At 36.2% G+C, this 21,613-nt stretch carries 14 protein-coding genes; 6 read left to right on the forward strand and 8 right to left on the reverse strand.

Annotation, left to right across the window (positions count from 1 at the left end; genetic code table 11):
• The first annotated feature begins 21 nt into the window (after window positions 1-21).
• Window positions 22-2,070, forward strand: a complete 2,049-nt coding sequence (locus tag AC061C_RS13550; RefSeq protein WP_478291618.1) for a M16 family metallopeptidase — start codon at window positions 22-24, stop codon at window positions 2,068-2,070.
• A gap of 198 nt (window positions 2,071-2,268) precedes the next feature.
• On the opposite strand, the gene AC061C_RS13555 is transcribed toward AC061C_RS13550, so the two are convergent.
• Window positions 2,269-3,135 carry a DMT family transporter gene (locus AC061C_RS13555; protein ID WP_478291609.1) on the reverse strand — a complete coding sequence of 289 codons (867 nt, stop codon included), beginning with the start codon at window positions 3,133-3,135 and terminating at the stop codon, window positions 2,269-2,271.
• 106 nt (window positions 3,136-3,241) lie between these two features.
• Between AC061C_RS13555 and AC061C_RS13560 the strand changes: the two genes are divergently transcribed.
• Entirely contained in the window at window positions 3,242-3,619 is a 378-nt protein-coding gene (locus AC061C_RS13560; protein WP_478291610.1) for a heavy-metal-associated domain-containing protein, read from the forward strand.
• A 196-nt stretch (window positions 3,620-3,815) separates the two neighbouring features.
• Here the strand turns inward: AC061C_RS13560 and gldD are convergent, their stop codons facing one another.
• Genes gldD through mutY form a run of 4 tightly spaced genes read right to left on the reverse strand, consistent with a single transcriptional unit; the run spans window position 3,816 to window position 7,226 of the window.
• On the reverse strand, window positions 3,816-4,379 hold the full coding sequence (gene gldD, locus AC061C_RS13565) for a gliding motility lipoprotein GldD (protein ID WP_417946627.1): 564 nt from the start codon (window positions 4,377-4,379) through the stop codon (window positions 3,816-3,818).
• A 6-nt stretch (window positions 4,380-4,385) separates the two neighbouring features.
• Window positions 4,386-5,681, reverse strand: a complete 1,296-nt coding sequence (locus AC061C_RS13570; RefSeq protein ID WP_478291611.1) for a gliding motility-associated protein GldE — start codon at window positions 5,679-5,681, stop codon at window positions 4,386-4,388.
• 23 nt (window positions 5,682-5,704) lie between these two features.
• The gene (locus tag AC061C_RS13575) at window positions 5,705-6,145 is read right to left on the reverse strand and encodes a single-stranded DNA-binding protein (protein WP_417977661.1); all 441 of its coding nucleotides are present in this window, start codon (window positions 6,143-6,145) and stop codon (window positions 5,705-5,707) included.
• 43 nt (window positions 6,146-6,188) lie between these two features.
• Window positions 6,189-7,226 (reverse strand): A/G-specific adenine glycosylase, encoded by a 1,038-nt coding sequence (mutY, locus tag AC061C_RS13580; RefSeq protein ID WP_478291612.1) that lies wholly within the window; start codon window positions 7,224-7,226, stop codon window positions 6,189-6,191.
• A gap of 133 nt (window positions 7,227-7,359) precedes the next feature.
• Here mutY and AC061C_RS13585 point away from each other — a divergent pair, with 133 nt between their 5' ends.
• Together AC061C_RS13585 and AC061C_RS13590 are read left to right on the forward strand one after the other, a co-directional pair.
• Window positions 7,360-7,650 (forward strand): HU family DNA-binding protein, encoded by a 291-nt coding sequence (locus AC061C_RS13585; protein WP_016989051.1) that lies wholly within the window; start codon window positions 7,360-7,362, stop codon window positions 7,648-7,650.
• A gap of 316 nt (window positions 7,651-7,966) precedes the next feature.
• A complete protein-coding gene (locus AC061C_RS13590) occupies window positions 7,967-9,511 on the forward strand; it encodes an Rne/Rng family ribonuclease (RefSeq protein WP_417946615.1) in 1,545 nt (514 codons plus the stop codon).
• Window positions 9,512-9,751: 240 nt separating this feature from the next.
• On the opposite strand, the gene pbpC is transcribed toward AC061C_RS13590, so the two are convergent.
• The 3 genes from pbpC to AC061C_RS13605 form a co-directional block, all read right to left on the reverse strand.
• The gene (pbpC, locus tag AC061C_RS13595) at window positions 9,752-12,127 is read right to left on the reverse strand and encodes a penicillin-binding protein 1C (protein ID WP_478291613.1); all 2,376 of its coding nucleotides are present in this window, start codon (window positions 12,125-12,127) and stop codon (window positions 9,752-9,754) included.
• Window positions 12,128-12,350: 223 nt separating this feature from the next.
• Window positions 12,351-18,011, reverse strand: coding sequence for an alpha-2-macroglobulin family protein (locus AC061C_RS13600; protein WP_478291614.1), 5,661 nt, complete (start codon window positions 18,009-18,011; stop codon window positions 12,351-12,353).
• Between the two features lie 272 nt (window positions 18,012-18,283).
• The gene (locus AC061C_RS13605; RefSeq protein ID WP_478291615.1) at window positions 18,284-18,727 is read right to left on the reverse strand and encodes a nucleoside deaminase; all 444 of its coding nucleotides are present in this window, start codon (window positions 18,725-18,727) and stop codon (window positions 18,284-18,286) included.
• A gap of 59 nt (window positions 18,728-18,786) precedes the next feature.
• Between AC061C_RS13605 and AC061C_RS13610 the strand changes: the two genes are divergently transcribed.
• Complete coding sequence (locus AC061C_RS13610; RefSeq protein WP_478291616.1) at window positions 18,787-19,638, forward strand: energy transducer TonB; 852 nt, start codon at window positions 18,787-18,789, stop codon at window positions 19,636-19,638.
• A 180-nt stretch (window positions 19,639-19,818) separates the two neighbouring features.
• Window positions 19,819-21,600 (forward strand): 1-deoxy-D-xylulose-5-phosphate synthase, encoded by a 1,782-nt coding sequence (locus AC061C_RS13615; RefSeq protein WP_478291617.1) that lies wholly within the window; start codon window positions 19,819-19,821, stop codon window positions 21,598-21,600.
• Window positions 21,601-21,613: the final 13 nt, after the last annotated feature.

Raw genomic sequence — 21,613 nt, forward strand, 5'->3', positions numbered from 1 at the left:
TCAAAACTAAGATATCGCATTATGAAAAAATCAATATTAATTATATCAAGCTTGTTCTTAACAGTACTTATGCAAGGACAAATCATCCCTCAGCCAAAACCTGGAGTAGCCCCAACGGTAAAAATTGGAAAACCAGTAACTTTTGAATTAAAAAATGGCTTAAAAGTAATGGTTGTCGAAAACCATAAATTACCACGCGTTTCTTTTAGTTTAACATTAGACAATGATCCGTATACAGAAGGCGACAAAAAAGGTGTAGCTGACATGACTAGTACCATGATGGGAAGCGGAACGACTAAAATTTCAAAAACAGCGTTCAATGAGGAAGTAGATTTCTTGGGTGCCAACATCAATTTTAGTGCAAGTGGCGCCTCAGCAAGTTCGTTATCTAAATATTCTGGAAGAGTTTTAGAATTAATGGCAGATGGCGCTTTGAATCCAGTATTCACGCAAGCAGAATTTGACAAGGAAAAAGCAAAACTTATTGAAGGCTTAAAATCGAATGAAAAAAGTGTTTCGGCAGTAGCAGCAAGAGTAGTTGACGTTTTGACTTACGGAAAAAATCATCCTGCAGGAGAATATGCAAGCGAAGCTACTTTGAAAAATGTAACCCTTGCTGATGTTCAAGCAAATTACAATACGTATTTCGTTCCAAGTAACGCCTACCTAATCATTGTTGGAGATGTGAAATTCAGTGAAACCAAAAAAATGGTAGAGAAATTTTTTGGACCATGGAAAAAAGCAATTGCCCCTTCAATAACATTCTCTGATCCTAAAGATGTACCGCAAACACAAATCAACTTTATTGACATGCCCAACGCAGTTCAATCAGAAGTTGCAGCGATAAATGTTTCGAATCTAAAAATGACAGATCCAGATTATTTTGCTGTTTTAATAGCGAACCAAATCCTAGGTGGAGACTTTAATAGTTACATCAACATGAACTTAAGAGAAGCTCACGGATGGACATATGGTGCAAGAACGAGTATTTACGGGGACAAACGCGTATCTACTTTCAATGCTTCGACACAAGTTCGTAATGCAGTTACTGATAGTACGGTTGTTGAAATTTTCAAAGAATTCAAAAAAATTAGAACAGAAAAAGTAACAGACGAAATGTTAGCTAGCGTAAAAGCAGGTTACATTGGACGATTTGTTATGCAAATTGAAAAACCACAAACAGTGGCAGGATATGCTTTAAGAATCCAAACACAAAGCTTACCTGCTGACTTTTATGAGAATTACATAAAAAATATTAGCGCAGTAACAGCAGATGATGTTTTAAGAGTAGCAAACAAATACTTCTTAGAAAATAACAGTAGAGTAGTTATTGTAGGTAAAGCGGCAGATGTTGCTCCAAGCCTTGAAAAATTAAAATATCCAGTATTATATTTTGATAAATACGGGAATCCAACTGCAAAACCAGAGTTTAAAAAAACGGTTCCTGCAGGAGTTACAGTAAAAAGTGTTCTTGACAATTATATCAAAGCTATTGGCGGACTTCAAGCAGCGCAAGCAGTAAAAACTATTGTGATGAACGGTAGTACTACTATCCCACAGGCACCATCACCACTTAGTTATACTTCTAAAGTTGATGCTAAAGGGAAATTACTAGTTGAACTAGCAATGGGAACTATGAGTATCATGAAGCAAGTGGTAAATGAAAAAGGTGCTTATGTAATGCAACAAGGACAACGTCAAAATCTTGAAGGCGAAATGCTAAATGATATGAAAGCGGCTGCCACAACATTTGAAGAATTGACTCTTGTTACAAAATCCGGCTTAACCCTTGAAACTATTGAATCTATCAACGGAAAAGATGCCTATGCTGTGAAAAATGGTAAAACAACGCTTTACTATGATGTAGCTTCAGGATTGAAAGTAGCTGAATCTAAAGTAATGGAACAAGGTGGAAAAAGCATGACCCAAACTACAAACTACGGAGACTACAGAGAAGTAAAAGGAGTCAAAGTTCCTTTTAACATCATCCAAAATGTAGGTTTTGAATTGGACATCAAAATGTCTGATGTGAAAATAAACGAAGGTGTTTCTGATACTGATTTTCAATAAACAAACAGCGCATAAATAATTAAGGTTGTCTAGCAATAGGCAACCTTTTTTGATTTAAAATTTCTTGGGCGTGACCCCATAAAAAATGGGACCAACTAGCAATACCGGCTAGTTGGTCCCTTTTTTTATGGGGTCGGGCAATACGCGCTACTTCGGTAGCTTGCTGCTTTCCCTCACGCAAAACCGCCACAAGAACAGTTATTTCTTTGCAGACAAATAAACGCCAATCAAAATGATAAAGGCACCAAAAAATTGAACCGCAGTAAGCATTTCGTTGTCTAATAATCCCCAACAAAAAGCAACAACAGGAATCAAATACGTTACCGACGTAGCAAACACAGGTGAAGAAATTTGAATCAGTTTAAAGAATAAAATATTAGCAATTCCAGTTCCTACCACACCAAGAACCATTATAAACAAAACGGACTCCTGCACTTTCACATCTTGTACCACTTCAAAAAAACCAGAGAAAAACAAGACAATAAATGCTGGAACAAACAACACCATAAAATTACCCGTTGTAATGCTCAACGGACTCAAATCATGCAAGTATTTTTTAATTAAATTCACATTGACTGCATAACATATTGAAGCAATTAAAACTAGAATAGCGTAGTAATAATTTTGTTCTGGATGATGAATCGCTCCATTCAAAATCAACAAGACACTTCCTGCCAAGCCGATTAAAATGCCAAAAATTTGGTTGCGTTTGAATTGTAATCCAAAAACCAAAGCGCCTAAAATTAGAGTATTTAAAGGGGTTAGTGAGTTTAAAATAGAACTTACAGAACTATCGATCTGTGTTTGAGCAATAGCAAATAAATAAGCAGGAATAAACGTTCCAAACATTGAAGTCAAAGCAATATATTTCCATTTGAACTTTGGTATCTTTGCTAAACTTCTAAATCCTATTATCATTAAAAAAATAGCTGCGAAAAGAATGCGCAATGACCCCAATTGCAGAGCTGTCAACCCTATTAATCCTTTTTTTATCAATATAAAGGAACTTCCCCAAACTAAGGCAAGAACAACCAAGTAAACCCATTTCAACTGCTTTGACTCCATAAAGATAATTTTGGCCAAAATTGTAACTATTTTATGAATTTGTCCTTATTTTTTTAATTAATTTTACAACTCAGACTTTCTTATAACCTTTTAAATTTTCATTCTAATGAATTTCAAAAAATCAATGCTGACTGTGGTACTTGCAAGTGTTCTGTTTACAGGCTGTAAAGACAAACTTAACGAAACTGATTCAAAAGAAATAACAACAACAGACATACCACAAATTAAAAAGAAAATAGCAGCTGCCAATCTTCAAACAGCTCGTTTTTCTGTAGAAGGAATGTCATGCGCGGTAGGTTGTGCTAAAACGATTCAAGAAGATTTAACGCAATTAGAAGGAGTTCAGAAAGCTACAGTCGATTTTGAAACAAAAATAGCCACGGTAACTTTTGACAAAAAAGTGCAAAATCCAGAAAAACTGACAACTGTTGTAGAAGCAGCAGCCGATGGCAAGACCTACAAGGTTACTAATATGAAGTTATAAATAGATTTTTACATTTTTACACAACATAGCATTCTCTAAATGGGGATGCTTTTTTTGTATTTCTTTGCGAGGAAGGAAACAATCACATTTAGCAATTCCGTTTCAATTATTCTTACCTAAGTTAGTGAGTTTGCTTCGTTCCTCGCATTGACCATGATTGCGTTATTGCAGACTGCAGTCTACAAACTGCAACCTGTCACTTCCATTTTAAGGTTTCCATCAATCGCTGCATGTCATTTTTGATATAACTTGCTGCTGGCATAATAGAATCGTAATTGGGTTTTGTATAAAAATAAACGGATCCAATTACAAAATGCTTGATGCTGTCAGTGACATAAAATTGAGAGTTGGTCGCGGCATTGCCCTCTACTTGATAAAACATACCAAACACTTTTTTATCCGGATTTAAGTACGGTTGCTCCAAAATATCATCAGCTTTTATAACGTGCTCATAAGTTAGTTTTTGTGCATCACGCAACAGTTCATTAATGTTTTTCGTGACTGGTTTATAGGTAAGATAAATAGTTGCTTTCATTTTGGGATAGGTAATCGTAAACCCACAATCCGTTTCTTTTTTGATAATAGCATCTGAGTTCATTTCAAAAGCAAAAGGACATTCGTTTTCAAAATTCACATATTTAGCCTCTGGATAATCCAACCGTAAATAACTAGAAGGTTTGGGCAAGACATCCTTCTTGCAACTAAAACTCAACATTGAAACTACTACTAGTACCGAAAAAATGATAGTTTTTTTAAACATTTATATTTATTCAAGAGTTACTTTTATTTGTTTGATTCTTTTTTGATCGACAGCTTCCACGGTAAACAGACAGTTTTGGAAAGTAATTTTTTGGTTCTTTTTGGGAAAATTACCTATAATTTCCAAAATAAAACCAGCCAAAGTTTCCGCCTCGCCTTTTTTGATTTCGAATAATTCTTCATCAACATCAATTATTCTATAAAAGTCTTTTAGATTTATTTTTCCTTCAAAAAGATAATTTTTATCATCAATTTGGGAAAAATTAATGTTCTCATCGTCAAATTCATCACTAATATCGCCTACAATTTCTTCAATTACATCTTCAAGAGAAACCAATCCTGAAGTTCCTCCATATTCATCAACAACAATTGCCAAATGGCTTTTCATACTCTGAAAATCTTTTAATAAATTGTCTAGCTTTTTGTTTTCAGGAACAAAAAACGGCTCTCGCAACAGCGACTTCCAATCAAATTCATTGGTATTGATGTGAGGCAATAAGTCTTTGACATATAAAACGCCTTCAATCTGGTCTATATTGTCTCGATATACCGGAATTCTCGAGTACCCTTTTTCTATAATTTTAGGGCAAATTACAGCAAAAGATTCATCGATTTCTAATGCAAAAATATCAATTCTGGGACTCATCACTTGTCTGGTATCAGTGTTTCCAAAACTGACAATTCCCTCTAAAATTTTTTGCTCTTCGGTTGAAGTTTCGTCTGAGGCTGTTAATTCTAATGCTTGAGAAAGCTGATCTACTGAAAAGTTTGTTTTTTGTTTTCCTAATTTGTTATGCAAATAAATAGTAGCTGCCCGCATGGGTAAACTTATTGGCGACAGCAATTTATCTAAAAAAACAACTGGATAGACAGTTAACTTACTAAACTTCAGACTGTTTCTACTAGCGTAAACTTTAGGCAATACCGCTCCAAATAATACAATTAAAAAAGTTGCCATTAGAACCTCTGACCCAAATTTAAAAAGCGTTGTGTTTAAATCTGAAAAAATGGTTTCTACAACTAAATAAAACAATAAAATAATTGAAATATTCAAGAAATTACTAGCAATTAGTAGTGTTGCTACCAGTTTTTTTGGTTTTTCTAAAAGTGCTGCGATCATCCTCCCTTTGGAACTATTTACTTGGGTGATTGCATCAATATCTTTTTGAGACAGGGAAAACAAAGCTACTTCGGCACCGGAGACTAATCCTAAACAAAATAGCAAAACTACTATTCCAGCAATGCCAAATACAAGATTTACATCAATAGCGTAAGAAAAAAATAAACTGGGCTCTGGGTCCAAATCGGTTAGGATTAATTAAACAATCAAAATGGCAAGTCATTTATAGGCAAGACATTATTTTCTGGATCAAAATTAGTATTTTTAGGGACATCAACCGCAGGAATTTGTTTGTTGTTTTCACTTTCCTTTTTGGTAGTCAAGAAAGTGAATTCAGTTACTTGAATTTCGATGGTATGTTTTGTACTTCCATCCTCTGCTTGCCATTGACGCGATTTAATTCGGCCTTCTACATATATTTTATCACCCTTGGAAAGGTATTTTTCACAAAGTTCAGCTGCTTTATTGCGTACAACTAAATTATGCCACTCTGTAGAAGTGATCTTTTCATTGGTAGTTTTATTGATGTAAACTTCATTGGTGGCCAACTGAAATCTTCCAATACAATTGCCTCCATCAAAATAATGCATTTTGATATCATCGCCAAGAAAACCAATTAGCATGACCTTATTTAATGTTCCGTTCATTTTAAATTGTGGTATTTATCAAAGGTACATTTTTTTAGAAACTCTATAATTCCTTTTCAATAAAATTATGGATCACAATTGGAAACGGAAAAGTTCTCAATGTTTTCAGATCAATCCCGCCTGCCACGATTCCTTTTACAGTAAGTTTCCAAAACTTGATATGCAAATGTTGGTGTGACAATTTATGAAGAATACTTTTTTCGTTGTATTCTAGCAAACTCTTAACTTGATAATGATCCATAAAATTGGTTTGTAAATTCACCGTAACAGCATCAAAATCTTCTTCCTTCTCCGTCTCTATCAAAGGAAACTCGTATAAGTTGTGCCAAATTCCTTTATCCGTTCTTTTCTGGACAATTGTATTTCCAGTTTCGTCTTCAAGAACCAAGTAATTAAAGTATCGATTCCTAACTTTCAGTTTTTTGGACTTTACAGGCAACTGATCGACTTTGTTTTTTTGCAAAGCAGCGCAACTTTCGTTAAAAATACAAATACTGCAATCGGGACTTTTAGGAACACATTGCAAAGCACCAAACTCCATAATAGCCTGATTGAAAATGGCAGGGTTGTCTTTTGGCATGACTTCGAAAGCCAAAGCAGCGAATTCCTTTTTGGCGGAAGCCTGAGCAATATCAGTCTCTACATCAAAATAGCGAGACAAAACCCGAAAAACATTTCCGTCAACAACAGGAACCGCTTCATTATAGGAAAAAGATGCAATTGCAGCAGCAGTATATTCGCCAACACCTTTTAATTTTAATAAATCAATATAGGTTTCCGGAAATACACCTGATAACTCAGTGGCTACGTATTGAGCTGTTTTGTGTAAATTACGTGCTCTAGAATAATATCCTAATCCTTGCCATAATTTTAACACTTGTTCTTCACTTGCCTCAGCGAGATCAAAAACAGTGGGAAATGCAGTTGTGAAAGACAAAAAATAAGGCATTCCTTGTGCAACACGCGTTTGTTGCAACATGATTTCAGAGAGCCAAATGGGGTATGGATTGGTAGTATTTCTCCAAGGCAAATCGCGTTTATTTTGTAAATACCATTGAATGAGCGCTTTAGAAAAAATCATGTTTTAATTATTTGTTAGCAAAAGTAAAAGTTTAGTTGATTAAAATTTAATGAATTAGCTTGAATAATTGTTTTTTAAATTCCTATATTTGCAACCTCAAAAAAATAGTACAACATTATAAATAGGAAAGAAAATGACGAAAGCAGATATCGTAGCAAAAATTTCAGAAAAATTAGGTCTTGAAAAAGGAGATGTACAGGCGACTGTAGAGACTTTTATGAATGAAGTAAAAAATTCATTAGAAACTGGAGACAATGTATATTTAAGAGGTTTTGGGAGTTTTATAGTGAAGACTAGAGCAGAGAAAACAGGAAGAAATATTTCTAAGAATACTACAATAAAAATTCCTGCACACAATATTCCTGCATTCAAACCTGCAAAAGTTTTTGTAGAGGGAGTGAAAATAAATAACGAAGCAAAATAACAATATTAATTAATCATAAAATCTACAAGATATGCCAAGTGGTAAAAAAAGAAAGAGACATAAGGTAGCAACGCACAAACGTAAGAAAAGAGCGAGAGCTAACCGTCACAAAAAGAAAAAGTAGTTTTAAACTACTTTTTTCTTTTTAAAAGTTCATTGAAATTGAAAATTAGTAATCAGTCTTCAGCTTTAAGTATTCAGTTACCTGCGTACGTACAACTGCAAACTGCCAGCTAATTTTCCCCGGGTACAATACCTGTTAAAATATTGTTTAATCCATTTGTTCGCCTCGGCGAATAGATAAAAAATTTACATTGTGAATAAAGAATTAATCATTAGATCTAGTTCTGAAGCAGTAGATTTTGCCTTATTAAAAGATGGAAAACTAATTGAATTACACAAAGAAGAAGAAAAAAGCAACTTCCAAGTTGGTGATATTTTTATCGCTAAAATTAGGAAACCAGTTGCCGGACTTAACGCTGCTTTTGTAAATGTAGGCTTCGAAAAAGACGCCTTTTTACACTATCATGATTTAGGACCTAATTTAGCTTCCCAACTGAAATTCATAAAACTTGTAAGCGCAGGTAAATTAAAAGATTTCTCCCTAAAAAACTTTCAGTTTGAAAAAGAAATAGACAAAGATGGCACCATTACTGATGTTTTGAGTTCCAATCAATCTGTTTTAGTACAAGTCGTCAAAGAACCTATATCTACAAAAGGACCAAGAATTAGCGCTGAGCTTTCTCTTGCCGGAAGATTTATAGTTTTGGTTCCGTTTTCTGACCGTGTTTCTATTTCACAAAAAATAGAAGACAAAAAAGAAAAAGAACGTTTGAAACGATTAGTACAATCCATCAAACCAAAAGGATTTGGTGTTATTGTTCGCACAGTAGCCGAAGGCAAAAATACAGCCGAATTAGAAAAAGATTTGCAGAACCTGCTCAGCAGATGGACTGCAATGTGTAAAAAATTACCAACTGCTCAGCATCCGTCCAAAGTATTAGGAGAACTCAACAGAGCTTCTTCAATATTAAGAGACGTTTTCAACGATACCTTCAGCGGTATTCAGATAGATGACGAAGAGTTGTACAACCAAACAAAGGATTACCTGCAAGAAATTGCACCATCCAAACAATCAATTGTTAAGTTTTATCAATCAAAAGACACACCTATTTTTGAGAAATACAACATAGAGAGACAAATCAAAACTTCTTTTGGAAAAACAGTATCCATGAGTAAAGGGGCGTATCTTATTATCGAACACACTGAAGCTTTGCACGTTATAGACGTAAACAGCGGAAACCGTTCTAATAAAGCCACCAACCAGGAAGATACCGCCATGGAAGTAAATATGATTGCAGCTGCCGAAATCGCAAGACAATTACGTCTTCGTGATATGGGCGGAATAATCGTAGTTGATTTTATCGATATGTCAAATCCTGAAAATCGCAAAGTGTTGTTCGATTTCTTGAAAGAAGAAATGAGCGATGATAAAGCAAAACACAAGATCTTACCCCCAAGTAAATTTGGATTAGTTCAAATTACAAGACAAAGAGTAAGACCTGAAGTAAATATTAAAACTAGAGAAGAAGATCCAAACAATGAAAGCGGCGAAATTGAAGCGCCAATTCAAATCATTGATAAAATCGCTTTCGATCTAGAAAGAGTATTAAAAAACCACAAAGATGTTGTGCTTAATGTACATCCTTTTGTGGCCGCATACCTTACCAAAGGTTTTCCATCATTACGTTCAAAATGGTTTCTTGAACATAAAAAATGGGTGAAAATTATACCTCGTGATGCTTACACGTACCTAGAATATCATTTCTACGACAAAAAAGAAAATGCTGTCATAGATTAAAACAAAACTCCTCAAGAAATTGGGGAGTTTTTTTTTGCGTCATTGCGAGATTTTTCGAAGCAATCTGTAATTTATAATTTATATGATTTTAGGAGCTATTCCAGCTATCCGCTATATCTTTAATCAAGTAACCAGCTTTTAAGGCTGGCAACTTGATTAAAGGATGCCGCTACTATCTGGGCTAGGAAAATCAATTTCAAAAGAATATTCTCTAGTAAATGATATTCAGAATTTAAAAAGCTACTCCCTTACAATCTCAATCTTCCTCCGAATTTCGTTTCCAAATTCATCCACAACAGTAATGTAATGAAATCCTGTCGTTGCCGAAATAGGCATTTCGTGAAAGGTTTTGGTTCTGCCTTTGAACACATTATCAACATACCAAAACAGCTTACTTTCCCGTTGCGAATGGGCTACTTTTAAAATCACAGGCTGGACTTCACTATTAAAATTCTTCGTAAGATAGATTTTGCTGTTGGTTTTTGGATAAATAAAATCCATTGTAGCCGTTTGTGTTCCCATACAATCACTTCTGAACGGTGGCAAAGGCACATACTCAATATGCTGACTTTTGTAATACCAAGCCATCACAGGTGGCAAAATAAACCAGTTTTTGGTCACTATATTTTCTATTTTTTCGCAACTACTATTCACTTGAAATTGCAGTGATTTATCCAAATGCACCGTTTTGTGATACGGACAAATCGAAGTGTTTTTTCCTTTCTTCGGAACGAGTTGTTTTATTGTTGGACAACCGTCTTTGGCCAAATGACCGCTCAAATTGCAAACTTCAACTTCTTCTAAATCTTTAATTGGCGTATCAAACCATCGTTGTCTAGGCAATAAATTAAAAACATCAAATAAAATAGGCGCTGCGCTGGTAACTCCCGTCAAGGTTGGTCTGCCCTCGCCTGTTGCATTTCCCACCCATACACCTACCACATATCTCGCATTGGTACCTATCGCCCACGCATCACGATTCCCGAAACTTGTCCCCGTTTTCCAAGCAATCTTGAGTGAACTGTCATAAAATTTCCAAGCCTCATCTCCTTCTGGGCGATTGACTTGTTCCATTGCGTTATACGTGAGCCAAATTGAACCTGCTCCTAAGATGTTCTTTTGCTTGGATTTATCGCCAAAATCAACTTGGAAATTATCATCGAAATTCAGCTCTGCAAATTCATTAGTTCTGTATTGCCCCTGATTCGCATTAAAATAATTCAAAGTCGAAGACAAACCTGCGTAAGTTCTGCACAAATCCCATAAATTACTTTCGGCACCACCCAAAATAAGTGACAAACCATAATGATGAGGCGGTTTTGAAATATCCCTTAATTTGAATCGCTGCAATTCTTCGTAAAATTTATTCACTCCAAAATCCTGTAACATCAATACAGAAGGAATATTCAACGATCGCGCTAATGCCCGATGGGCAGGAACTGCTCCGTCAAATGTCAGGTTGAAATTCTGAGGCGTATAGCCCGCAATCTGCGTTGGGATATCTGCAACTAGCGTATTGGGCAATAGCTCCCCATCGTCTAGCATACCTGCGTATAAAAGCGGTTTTAGAATACTTCCTGTACTTCTTGGCGCATCGATAATATCGACATCTTTTTGATGATTCCCATCCGTTGGCGAGTTGCCCACATAACTCATCACTTTTCTATTGGACACATCGATAACTAAAATAGCCAAATTATGCACTTCATTTTGCTTATATTGATTGTAATAATACTTTGCAATTTGATTGACTCTGTTTTGCAACCCAATTTCTATTGTCGTTTTCACCCGAGTTCCTTCTTGACTCTTAGCTACTCTTTGCAATAAATGAGGTGCAATTTGTGGTAAATCATACGGTTTTTGAGGCAACGGTTCGTCTATGGAAAGCTCATACGTTTGCTTGTCAATTACACCTTCCTGATTTAATTTCGACAAAAGTCGGTTGCGCTTGCTCAATAATTTGATTTGATTCTTCCCTGGATAAATTAAGCTAGGAGCATTAGGCAAAACCGCCAATGTTGCACTCTCGGCCCAAGACAATTGATAGGATTGGACACCAAAATACCGCCAAGAAGCCATTTCGAGACCTACAACATTTCCGCCAAAAGGAGCGTGAGAAGCATACAATTCTAAAATTTCGTTTTTAGAATACCCCAATTCTAATCGGGTGGCGAGAATAAGTTCGATTATTTTCTCAAAATAAGTTCGTCCTTGCCCGTTTCTGGACAAGCGAATGACTTGTTGTGTCAAAGTACTTCCACCTCGAACGACTTTACCCGCTTTTCGGTTTTGCTGAAAAGCATTGACCATCGCCACAGGATTGAATCCTGGATGTTTATAGAAATATTCGTCTTCAAAATAAACAATACACTTTTTAAATTTATCGGGAACACTGTCTTGAGCAGGAAATCGCCATTGTGCGTCAAGAGCAATTTTGGCGCCAAGCAATTCGCCTTCTTTACTTTCAATCACCGTAGAATAGGGTTCTTGAAACAAAATTCGTGGCAACGAAAAATAATAAACCACCAAAAGTAAAAAGACTATTGATGATTTTATTTTATTTTGTTTTATCCAATTGATGATGCGTTGTAGGAACGCTATGAGTTTGTTTTTCAAGTCTATTTTATTTAACTGCAAGGGTCGTAAAGTTATACGCAAAGTATTATATTGATTTAAAGACATTCTATTGTCACTATTTTACCTGCGTGAATCTGCAAAATCTGCGTGAAAATATAGCACGCAGATTTTGCAGATTTACGCAGATTTTTTTAGAATTCAACAATTATTACAATCTGGGTAAAATCCTTTGTATCCGTGTCATCCGTATGCTATTTCATCCTTACTTTACCACTTGAACCCAGAATCCTTCCGTCCTAGCCAAAAACGTATTGTCATACATTGCTTCGCATTGCAATCCAGGCAGATAATAGGTTCCTAAATAAGAGGCATTTAGCAATATTCTAAAGGTTTTAACTTCTCCCGCTTTTAATCCAAAATAGAAATTGGTTCTATCATCGCGAATATCAATGTAATCAGCTACGTTATTGGTGGCGTCACCATAATCAGTGAAACGGGTATTTACAATTTCGAAACCAGAAGGCAAAATTTGTGACAACGCTACATTTTCTACACGTTCATTTTTTAGGTTTTTAACCGTAACCTCAGCAACAAATTCAGTTCCTTGATTGATTTTAGACACATTGATAACACTTCCTTTTCTGTTTTTGAAAACAATCGAAGCCGAAACATTACTCTGAATCGCTTTCTCCTGACCAATTGGAAGAATTCCGGTATTCAACACACGAACAAACAATCTATTCTTTCTATTGTTTTTTAAAGTCACACTATTCGAACCCGTTTTAACAAGCAAACTTCTGTCTGCTATGGTTTTCATCGTTTTAATTGATTGTGCTTTTCCGTCTTTACTAAACTGAATATCGATTCCTTTCGGACCATTGCTTACAGAAAATTTAGCCATAGCATACAATCCATACGCCGTAGTTTGTGTACTCATCCATTGGTCACTTGACATATCTTTGGCCAATTTTGTTGCCATTACAAATGCTTTTTGCTTTTGCCCAAGCAATAACAATGTTTCGAGAGCCATGGCACGATTCCTATCGGCAGATCCATAATAGTAATAATTATAATTGGAAGTATCATCTATTGAAGTATTCAGCAACAACGTCAAACCTGCTGATTTTTGTCCCGCCAACACATATGCCGAAGCCAAACGCAATTTACTTTCGTTCGAAATTCCTTTAGTTTCGCGCAATCTATTCATCGAAGACAAATCGGGCGCTCCCACCAACGCTAATGTGTATAAGCGATACGATTGTGCCAAATCATTTCCATAACTCGGCATAAATCGCCATTGTTTGGCTTCTTTTTGCTGATACGAAATCCATTTTGATTTGAAATTAATTGGTAAAAAGTACCCTTTTTTCTCTGCTTCAATCATAAAATGTCCAGCATACGAAGTACTCCAATCATCGGCAACGGTTCCTCCTTGCCAGTATGACATTCCGCCATTCGACAATTGAAAACCTCCTAAACGCGTTATTCCAGCGGTCACATTTTTTTGAATTAATTGCTGACGCGTAGCATCTAAATCGGCAATATCATTTAAGTACAATTGTGGAAAAACAGACGAAGTCGTTTGCTCCACACAACCATGAGGATATTGAATCAAATATTGTAAGCGTCCGTTTAAATTGATCGTTGGCATCGAGGAAACCTCCAATTTTGCCTTATTACTTCCCGAAACACCAAATGTTTTCCAAGAAATAGTTTTGGTACCATTCGGTTCCAAAATCACATCAGTAAACGTATTGGTCACTGGATTCGGATTGGTCATATCGATCTCTACATCATACACTGATTTTTCCTTGCCAGAAGTCGCCACAATCTGCACTTTCCCAATTCCTGTTGTAGCACCGACAACCAAATTGAAATAGGCCATTTTTTCGTCAGGCTGAGCGAATGACAATTTTTGAGTGGCACTTCCTATAACCTTTAATCCGTTGTTCGTTTTAATCTGAACCGTTACATTTTTGATGTTTTTTTCCATGGCAAAAATGGTAACTGGAATCGTTACTTTCTCAGATGGAGAAATTTTTCTTGGCAACGAAGCCAAAACCATTAACGGACTGCGAACCGGAGTTACTTTTTCAACACTTCCATACGCACTTGAAGTTGCATCGCCAGCCACGATCATTGTCTTTACGGAACCAATGTACTTCGGTAATTTCACCCGGTGGGTTTTAGTTTGTCCTTTTTCTAATTTAAAAGGCCCCATATAAATTACAACCGGTTTGAAACGATTGGCTTTTTTAGCTTTTCCACCACCCAAATCTTGGTCACCACCAATACTGAAAATCTGATTTACTTTTCCGCCATAGGCTCCAATCACATCATCGTAAATATCCCATGTTTTTACGCCCAAAGCTTCGCGAACATAAAAACTGTCCCAAGCATTTGGCGCTTTGAAACGGGTTAAATCCAATAATCCTTCATCAACAATGGCAATGGTGTAGGTCATTGCTTTTCCGGATTGTTCACTCACTTTTATAGCGAATGATTGCTCTGGACGCAACACATCTGGCATTACTAATTTGGGAGCGAGGATGGTATTTTTGTCAATCACTTCAATGGGCACAATTCCATACATTCTTATTGGCAAATCATTTTTGGTGGAAGCGTGTGGTTGTAACAGCGTAATATTAAAATATACATTTGGAGCCATTGCAGCCGTAATCGGAATGGTAACTTTGGTTTCTCCTTTTTGGGTCTTCGCCCAAAGTGTTTGTACTACTTTCGAGCCATTTTCAATAGAGATAAAAGCGCGCCCTCCTGCACTTGATGGGAACGAAATTTGAGCATTTTCGCCCACAGCATACTTCTCCTTATCGGTTGAAAACACTAACATATTGGCCGTAGCAGCATCTGTATTTCTCGTTTTTCCAGACCATGTTGGCCAATCGATATTTACCGTCAAAGCCGTTGCGTGTCCGCCAACAGCATCTGAAATCCGAATCATATAACGTCCCCACTCTTCATCCGTCAATGCAAAACGAACATTTCCTTTTCCGCTAGCATCGGTATTGATTATAAACGTTTTGTATGAAGTAGTAGCATTATCAGCGTTATAATTCGATAAATTATCGCTAGATGCATCCCACCACCAGCGCCATTCTACCTTGTACACTTTTACTTCTAGGTTTTTAACCGACTTTGGTCTTCCGTTTTCATCGACCGTAACCACATCAAATTGGTTCATGGTACGGGTTTCTAGCATGCCGTATTTATTCGGCTCAGGTGACTTTATCCCCACATAAGTAGGGTACGGAGAATAGGTCGTCGCAATGATATCAGTACTAAAATCGCCACCTTCTTCATACACTTTGGTAATAAACGACGCTTTCAACATTCCAGGTGCTTCTCCTTGTATTTTCGGGTCTATCGTAGCATTCGCTTTTCCAGCGGCATCTAATTTACCTGAGAAAACAGTAACTTCTTCGGTGCTGAACTTTCGAACCAAATCATCAAAAATATACTTGTCATAATTTTTGAAGCTCGTTATTTGTTGCGAAAATTTGGCTTGCATTTCCACATTCAAATTTTTGGCTACAGCGCCATGAAGCCAAGCCACTTCAAGGTTGCTCGTATTGGGATAAGCCGAAGAAAGTATAGCTCGTTTGAAAGTGTTTTTGATTTTTAAACGATTGGGTTTGATGGTTTCAATCTTGATGCTTTTATAAAACTTCGCACCACCCACACTAACCATTGCTTCCCAATTTCCAGTAGGAGCATCATTTGCTGTTGGAACTGTAAACGAATAATGATTCCATTCATTCGATTTTTGAACCGTTTGATACGTAACTTTCCCATTTGGATCGGATAGTCGAAATTTTATAGGGTGTCCTAGTGGAATTTTATTCGAAGCATCATTCAAAATGAAAGACAAATACAAATTATCGCCGGGACGCCAAACGCCTCGTTCTCCATAAATGAATCCTTTGAGCCCTTTTTGTAAAGTCTCACCAGACACATTAAAATTACTCACTGACAATGAATTCCCATCGTCTAATTTAACATATGTAGACTCCGTACCTTGCGTTATAATAGCAAAATAGGCAAATTTATCCAACTGAAAAGTCGCAATTCCATCGCTATTGGTAGTTCCTGTAGTTATTTTTTGCTGCTGAAAAGTATACAAATCTACTCTCGCATTTATAACTGGCTCCGTGGTGACAATATTATTTACAGCAAACAAATACGATTTGTTTTCGCCTCTTTTGGCAATTACACCCAAATCAGTAGCCAGAATATTAGTTGCTATTTTGGCATTATAAAAATATGAACTGGAGCAAGGATCCTGACTTTCTCGCCATTCGTAATCATCGTAGTAATAATCATCATAAGAGTTTCCGCTGTAATTAACATCATTCTCATCAACCTCTTCTTCCTCATCAGTTGTGTCTTCATCCGCAGTTTCGCATTTGTACAAAGAATATTTTTTCTTGTAGACAAACTCTACCCTATAAATCGCGCCTGGTTCAGGAGTAATTATTTTAGATAAATCGAGAGCAAAAGTGTTCCACTTACTTAGATTTAGTAATGTATTTTCTTTTAAATTTAGAGTAGATTTAGCAATAGGTTGTGCCACTCTTTTCAAGTTTTGACTGCCATTGAGCTCGTTGTATTGCAAAAATTGCATGATATTGTTTTTGTAAATTTTATACACTTTTACATCAACAGCACTCAGGTTTACAGCCTCAAAATTGAGTTTTAAATTATTAGAACTTGGCAGAATTGTTCCGTTTTTAATAAACCGAACGCTTGGCTTTATCTCATCAAAGGATATTTTCTCGGTGTAATTCTCACTTAACTTTCCACCGTATTCACTTTCTATTCCCTGAAAAACTTCCAGCAAGAGTTCCCCTGTAAGCTTTTGCAAATCCACAACTGGCTCAGGCTCTATGATGACAACTTCTTCAGGCTCTTCAACCACTGCACTGTCTAAAGCCACAGCCGAAGTATCAATAGTTACAACTGATTCCACTGGCTCTGGAGCAATTTCTGCAGGTTTTTGAACGGGTACTTCATTACTAAAATAAACTTTCAACACATTTCCTTGTACAGAAAACTTTAAATTATTAGTGTTTTGAATGGCAACCAATCCTTTAAAATCTTGTCCTTTTTCTAAGGGTTCCGAAAAATTAATAGACACCGTTTGATTATCTCCTTCTTGAATTTCTGTCTTAACCACTTTAAACTCTTTCAATGCCGTAATCGGGAAATCGATAGTCCCTTTTTGATCGATATCAAAATCACTTCCGTCGTATTTTATCTCCAAATTGCTCTTAGATTCCAATCGTTGAATGCTGTCAATTATGAACTTGAATTCTTTTCCAACTACATTGGTTTTTTCGAAAATAATTTTCAAATCGCTTCCGTTATGCTCAGCTTCTATCAATTTTTTAGCAGTTTCCAAATCGATATTATCTGCTGTTTTGAGTACCGCATTCAAGTATTGATATTCTTGGCTGTAGGATTGAACATCTAGAGTATTAACAACAAAATCCTGCTTTATAGTTTTTACCGTAAAGTTGAAATTGGATAGTGTTTTATCTTTATCGGCAACCTTTGGATTCAGTTGATCCAAATGCAAAGTCACTTGATATTCCGTGCCCGATTCCAGCTTTTTTTCGGGAATAAAAGCAATCGTATTGCTCGAAAGCGCAATTACTTTTCCGTCTACACTAGGAGAAATAGTAAACAAATCGTTATCTAAAACCTCATTGACTTTCCATTCTTTTTTATCAAAAGCCAAAACTACCCTAATATCAGATTCTGAAGAGACAATTCCTCCCGTAAAACTGACGATAAACTCTTTGAATAATGAAAAATCTGAATTAAAATCGGCGGCTGATTTTCTGCCACACGCTTGAAACAAAAAAAACACACAAAACACGTAAATTAATCCTTTTGTTTTCACTTTTAGCTAGAGTTAATGGGTTATAAATTAAATTATTGCAACATCTCACAAGTAACACCAAAACTAGGATGTTACGGATATATTGTAGTAAATGTAGAATAATTAATTTATTATTTTAAGAAGAAAATTCTTTGAGAGGAAATTATTTTTTAAAGGTATTTTTCAGGAGCTAATCCAGCTATTCGTTACAATCTTATATGCCGTCCCGAAGTTTCGGGATTGGCACATAAGGATTTTCACTGCTATCTGGGCTAGAGAACATCTTGAATACTCTACTTCCTTCTCTCAGCAAAAAATCGTTTCATCAAATCAGCGGCTTCATTAGCCATGATTCCTTGTACCACAGTAGTTTTAGGATGCAATCTAGTTCCTAGAGTAATAAAACCGCGTTGGTCATCACGAGCGCCAAAAACAATTTTCGAAATTTGACTCCAATATAAAGCTCCAGCACACATCTGGCAAGGCTCCAGTGTTACGTAAAGTGTACAACCTGTTAAATATTTCCCGCCAAGATAATTTGCAGCAGCAGTGATGGTTTGCATTTCAGCATGAGCCGTGACATCATGAAGTAATTCGGTCAAATTATGACTTCGAGCAATGACTTTATTATCAATGACAATTAGCGCTCCAACAGGAATTTCCCCTTTTTCAAAAGCCATTTCGGCTTCCTGCAACGCTTTCTTCATAAAGTATTCGTCCGTAAATATGTTTTCCATAAAACAAAAATACACTTTTGAAGTAATTTTTATTACTTTTAAAATCAGAAACACATTGTATGGAAAGAAAATATAAAATCGCAATTCCCGAACCTTGCCAGGAGGATTGGAACAAAATGAGTCCAAATGACCAAGGTCGTTTTTGTATGAGTTGCGCTAAAACTGTTATTGATTTTACTGCAATGCTACCCGAAGAAGTGCAGCATTTTTTCATCCAAAATCAAAGCCAGAATATCTGTGGTAGAATGAAAAAATCGCAATTAGATTCCTTGACTATTCAAATCCCGAGTCATGTACTTTATAAGCAAACTCAGTATCACAAAATGTTTTTATTAGCACTGTTCATCACAATGGGAACCACTTTGTTTAGTTGTGCCGATAAAAATGGCAACAAACAAAAAATCGATGCTGTTGAAGTGGTTAAAGACACCACAAAAGCATCTCAAATAACTCTTGGGATGATGTTGCCAGAAAAAAATAATACACATAACCATGTGCAACCTCCTGGACCTGCAACCAAGGTAAATAATGTAAAATTTATAAATCCCCAAAAAACTGCTTGCGAAGAAACAACAAAGAACGAGACTGTTGCGGAAGATGTAATTTACAACGGAGGTATCGGTTTCGAATTCCCTGCGGAATACAAAGGCGGGATTGAAAAATTTTATGCTTTTTTTAAAGAGGAGTTTAAACAACCAGAAAATATAAAAAATAACATTACCGAAATCTCAATCTCATTCGTTATTGATAAAGACGGCTCATTAACCTATGTCAAACCAAAATCGGAAATTGAAGTGGCTTTAGAAAATGAAATTGTTAGAGTTTTGAAATTATGTCCTAGATGGAAACCAGGTGAACAAAATGGTAAAAAAATAAGAACATTATACACTGAATCTATTTCTTTGATCTAAACAAAATAATTTTGACAAAACGTATTTAGCATAACTAATTACAATTGTTTCAAAAAGCAACCAATCTGGATTTAGTTGACCCATTTAATTACCTACTTGTAAAATAAGATAGGTACTAGAATCGTCTAAAATTGAAAAAAGATTCCATTTTAAAATCGTAAATTCGCTTTTTATAGAACAATGAAAAACAGTTTACTTTCAAACATCAATAACCCAACCGATTTACGCTTGCTTGACGAAACCCAACTTCCTCAAGTTGCTCAGGAAATACGCGATTTTATCATCGATATTGTGGCCGTAAAAGAAGGACATCTTGGCGCTAGTTTAGGCGTTGTAGAACTGACCATTGCCTTGCATTATGTTTTTGACACCCCAAACGATTTATTGATTTGGGATGTGGGCCATCAAGCCTATGGCCATAAAATACTGACCGGTCGAAGAGAAAATTTTCATACCAATCGTCAACTCGGAGGAATTTCTGGTTTCCCAAAAAGAAGTGAAAGTGTTTATGATACTTTTGGCGTAGGCCACTCCTCAACTTCTATTTCGGCAGCACTCGGAATGGCAATTGCTTCTAATTTGAAAGGCGAGTTCAGCAAACACCACATTGCTATCATTGGTGACGCATCTATCGCTTCAGGTATGGCTTTTGAAGGGTTGAATCACGCGGGTGTTACTGATGCCAATTTACTCGTAATTCTAAATGATAACTCTATCGGTATTGACCCAAGTGTAGGTGCCTTGAAACAATACCTCACTGCGGTAAAAGAGGGGAAAAACCCAAGGCAAAACAACATGATTAAGTCCTTGAACTTTGATTACTCGGGGCCCATTGACGGTCATGATCTTTTTGCTGTGATAAAGGAATTAAAGCGTTTGCAAAAGATAAAAGGTCCTAAATTTTTACATTTAATTACCACCAAAGGAAAAGGTCTGCAACAAGCCGAAGAGGATCAAGTAAAATACCACGCGCCTGGCAAATTTGATGCAGCAACCGGGGAAATAATTTCAAAACAAGAAGAAAATTTACCTCCAAAATACCAAGATGTTTTTGGTTTGACCGTTTTGGACTTGGCTCGAAAAAACGAAAAAATAATAGGAATTACACCTGCAATGCCTTCTGGTAGTTCGTTGAAATTTATGATGGATGCGTTGCCAGAACGTGCTTTTGATGTAGGTATTGCAGAGCAACACGCTGTAACTTTGGCCGCTGGTATGGCAACACAAGGCATGATCGTTTATTGCAACATTTACTCTACTTTTCTACAAAGAGCTTATGACCAAATTATTCATGATGTGGCTTTACAAAATCTTCCCGTAATTTTTTGTTTGGACAGAGCTGGATTAGTGGGCGAAGACGGAGCCACGCACCACGGTGTTTTCGATTTAGCCTATTTGCGTTGCATTCCTAACATGATTATTTATGCTCCAATAAATGAAACCGCCTTGCAAAATATTTTATATACTGCTCAATTAGGATTAGATCATCCTATAGCAATTCGCTATCCGAGAGGTCGTGGAGTCATTCAAGATTGGCAAACACAACATCTAGGCAAATATGAAAAAATAGCAATTGGAAAAAGTATTTGCATAAAACAAGGTTCGAAAATTGCTGTGTTATCCAATGGAACGATTGGGAACAATGTCTCTTTGGCTATAGCCAAAATAAAACATCCAGAAACAATTGCACATTATGATTTTCCGTTTGTCAAACCTCTAGATGAAAGCGCTCTTCATGTCATTTTTAAAACCTATCCCGCTATTATTACAATTGAAGATGGTACTGTAAAAGGTGGTTTTGGGAGTGCAATTCTCGAGTTTGCAGCTCAACATCAATATGCAACAACAGTGAGGATTTTGGGTATTCCTGATGAATTTATAGAACATGGAACAGTAGCTGAGCTGCAACATTATTGTGGAATTGACGTTAATAGCCTTGAGCAACTCTTTTCAAGTTTTTAAAATAATTATTTTA

This window comes from Flavobacterium sp. GNP010 (assembly GCF_056428945.1).

Excerpts from the sequence above, each read along its gene's own strand:
- AC061C_RS13550 (WP_478291618.1), top strand. The coding sequence starts at position 22 with ATGAAAAAATCAATATTAATTATATCAAGCTTGTTCTTAACAGTACTT.
- AC061C_RS13555 (WP_478291609.1), bottom strand. The coding sequence starts at position 3,135 with ATGGAGTCAAAGCAGTTGAAATGGGTTTACTTGGTTGTTCTTGCCTTA.
- AC061C_RS13560 (WP_478291610.1), top strand. The coding sequence starts at position 3,242 with ATGAATTTCAAAAAATCAATGCTGACTGTGGTACTTGCAAGTGTTCTG.
- gldD (WP_417946627.1), bottom strand. The coding sequence starts at position 4,379 with ATGTTTAAAAAAACTATCATTTTTTCGGTACTAGTAGTAGTTTCAATG.
- AC061C_RS13575 (WP_417977661.1), bottom strand. The coding sequence starts at position 6,145 with ATGAACGGAACATTAAATAAGGTCATGCTAATTGGTTTTCTTGGCGAT.
- mutY (WP_478291612.1), bottom strand. The coding sequence starts at position 7,226 with ATGATTTTTTCTAAAGCGCTCATTCAATGGTATTTACAAAATAAACGC.
- AC061C_RS13585 (WP_016989051.1), top strand. The coding sequence starts at position 7,360 with ATGACGAAAGCAGATATCGTAGCAAAAATTTCAGAAAAATTAGGTCTT.
- AC061C_RS13605 (WP_478291615.1), bottom strand. The coding sequence starts at position 18,727 with ATGGAAAACATATTTACGGACGAATACTTTATGAAGAAAGCGTTGCAG.
- AC061C_RS13610 (WP_478291616.1), top strand. The coding sequence starts at position 18,787 with ATGGAAAGAAAATATAAAATCGCAATTCCCGAACCTTGCCAGGAGGAT.
- AC061C_RS13615 (WP_478291617.1), top strand. The coding sequence starts at position 19,819 with ATGAAAAACAGTTTACTTTCAAACATCAATAACCCAACCGATTTACGC.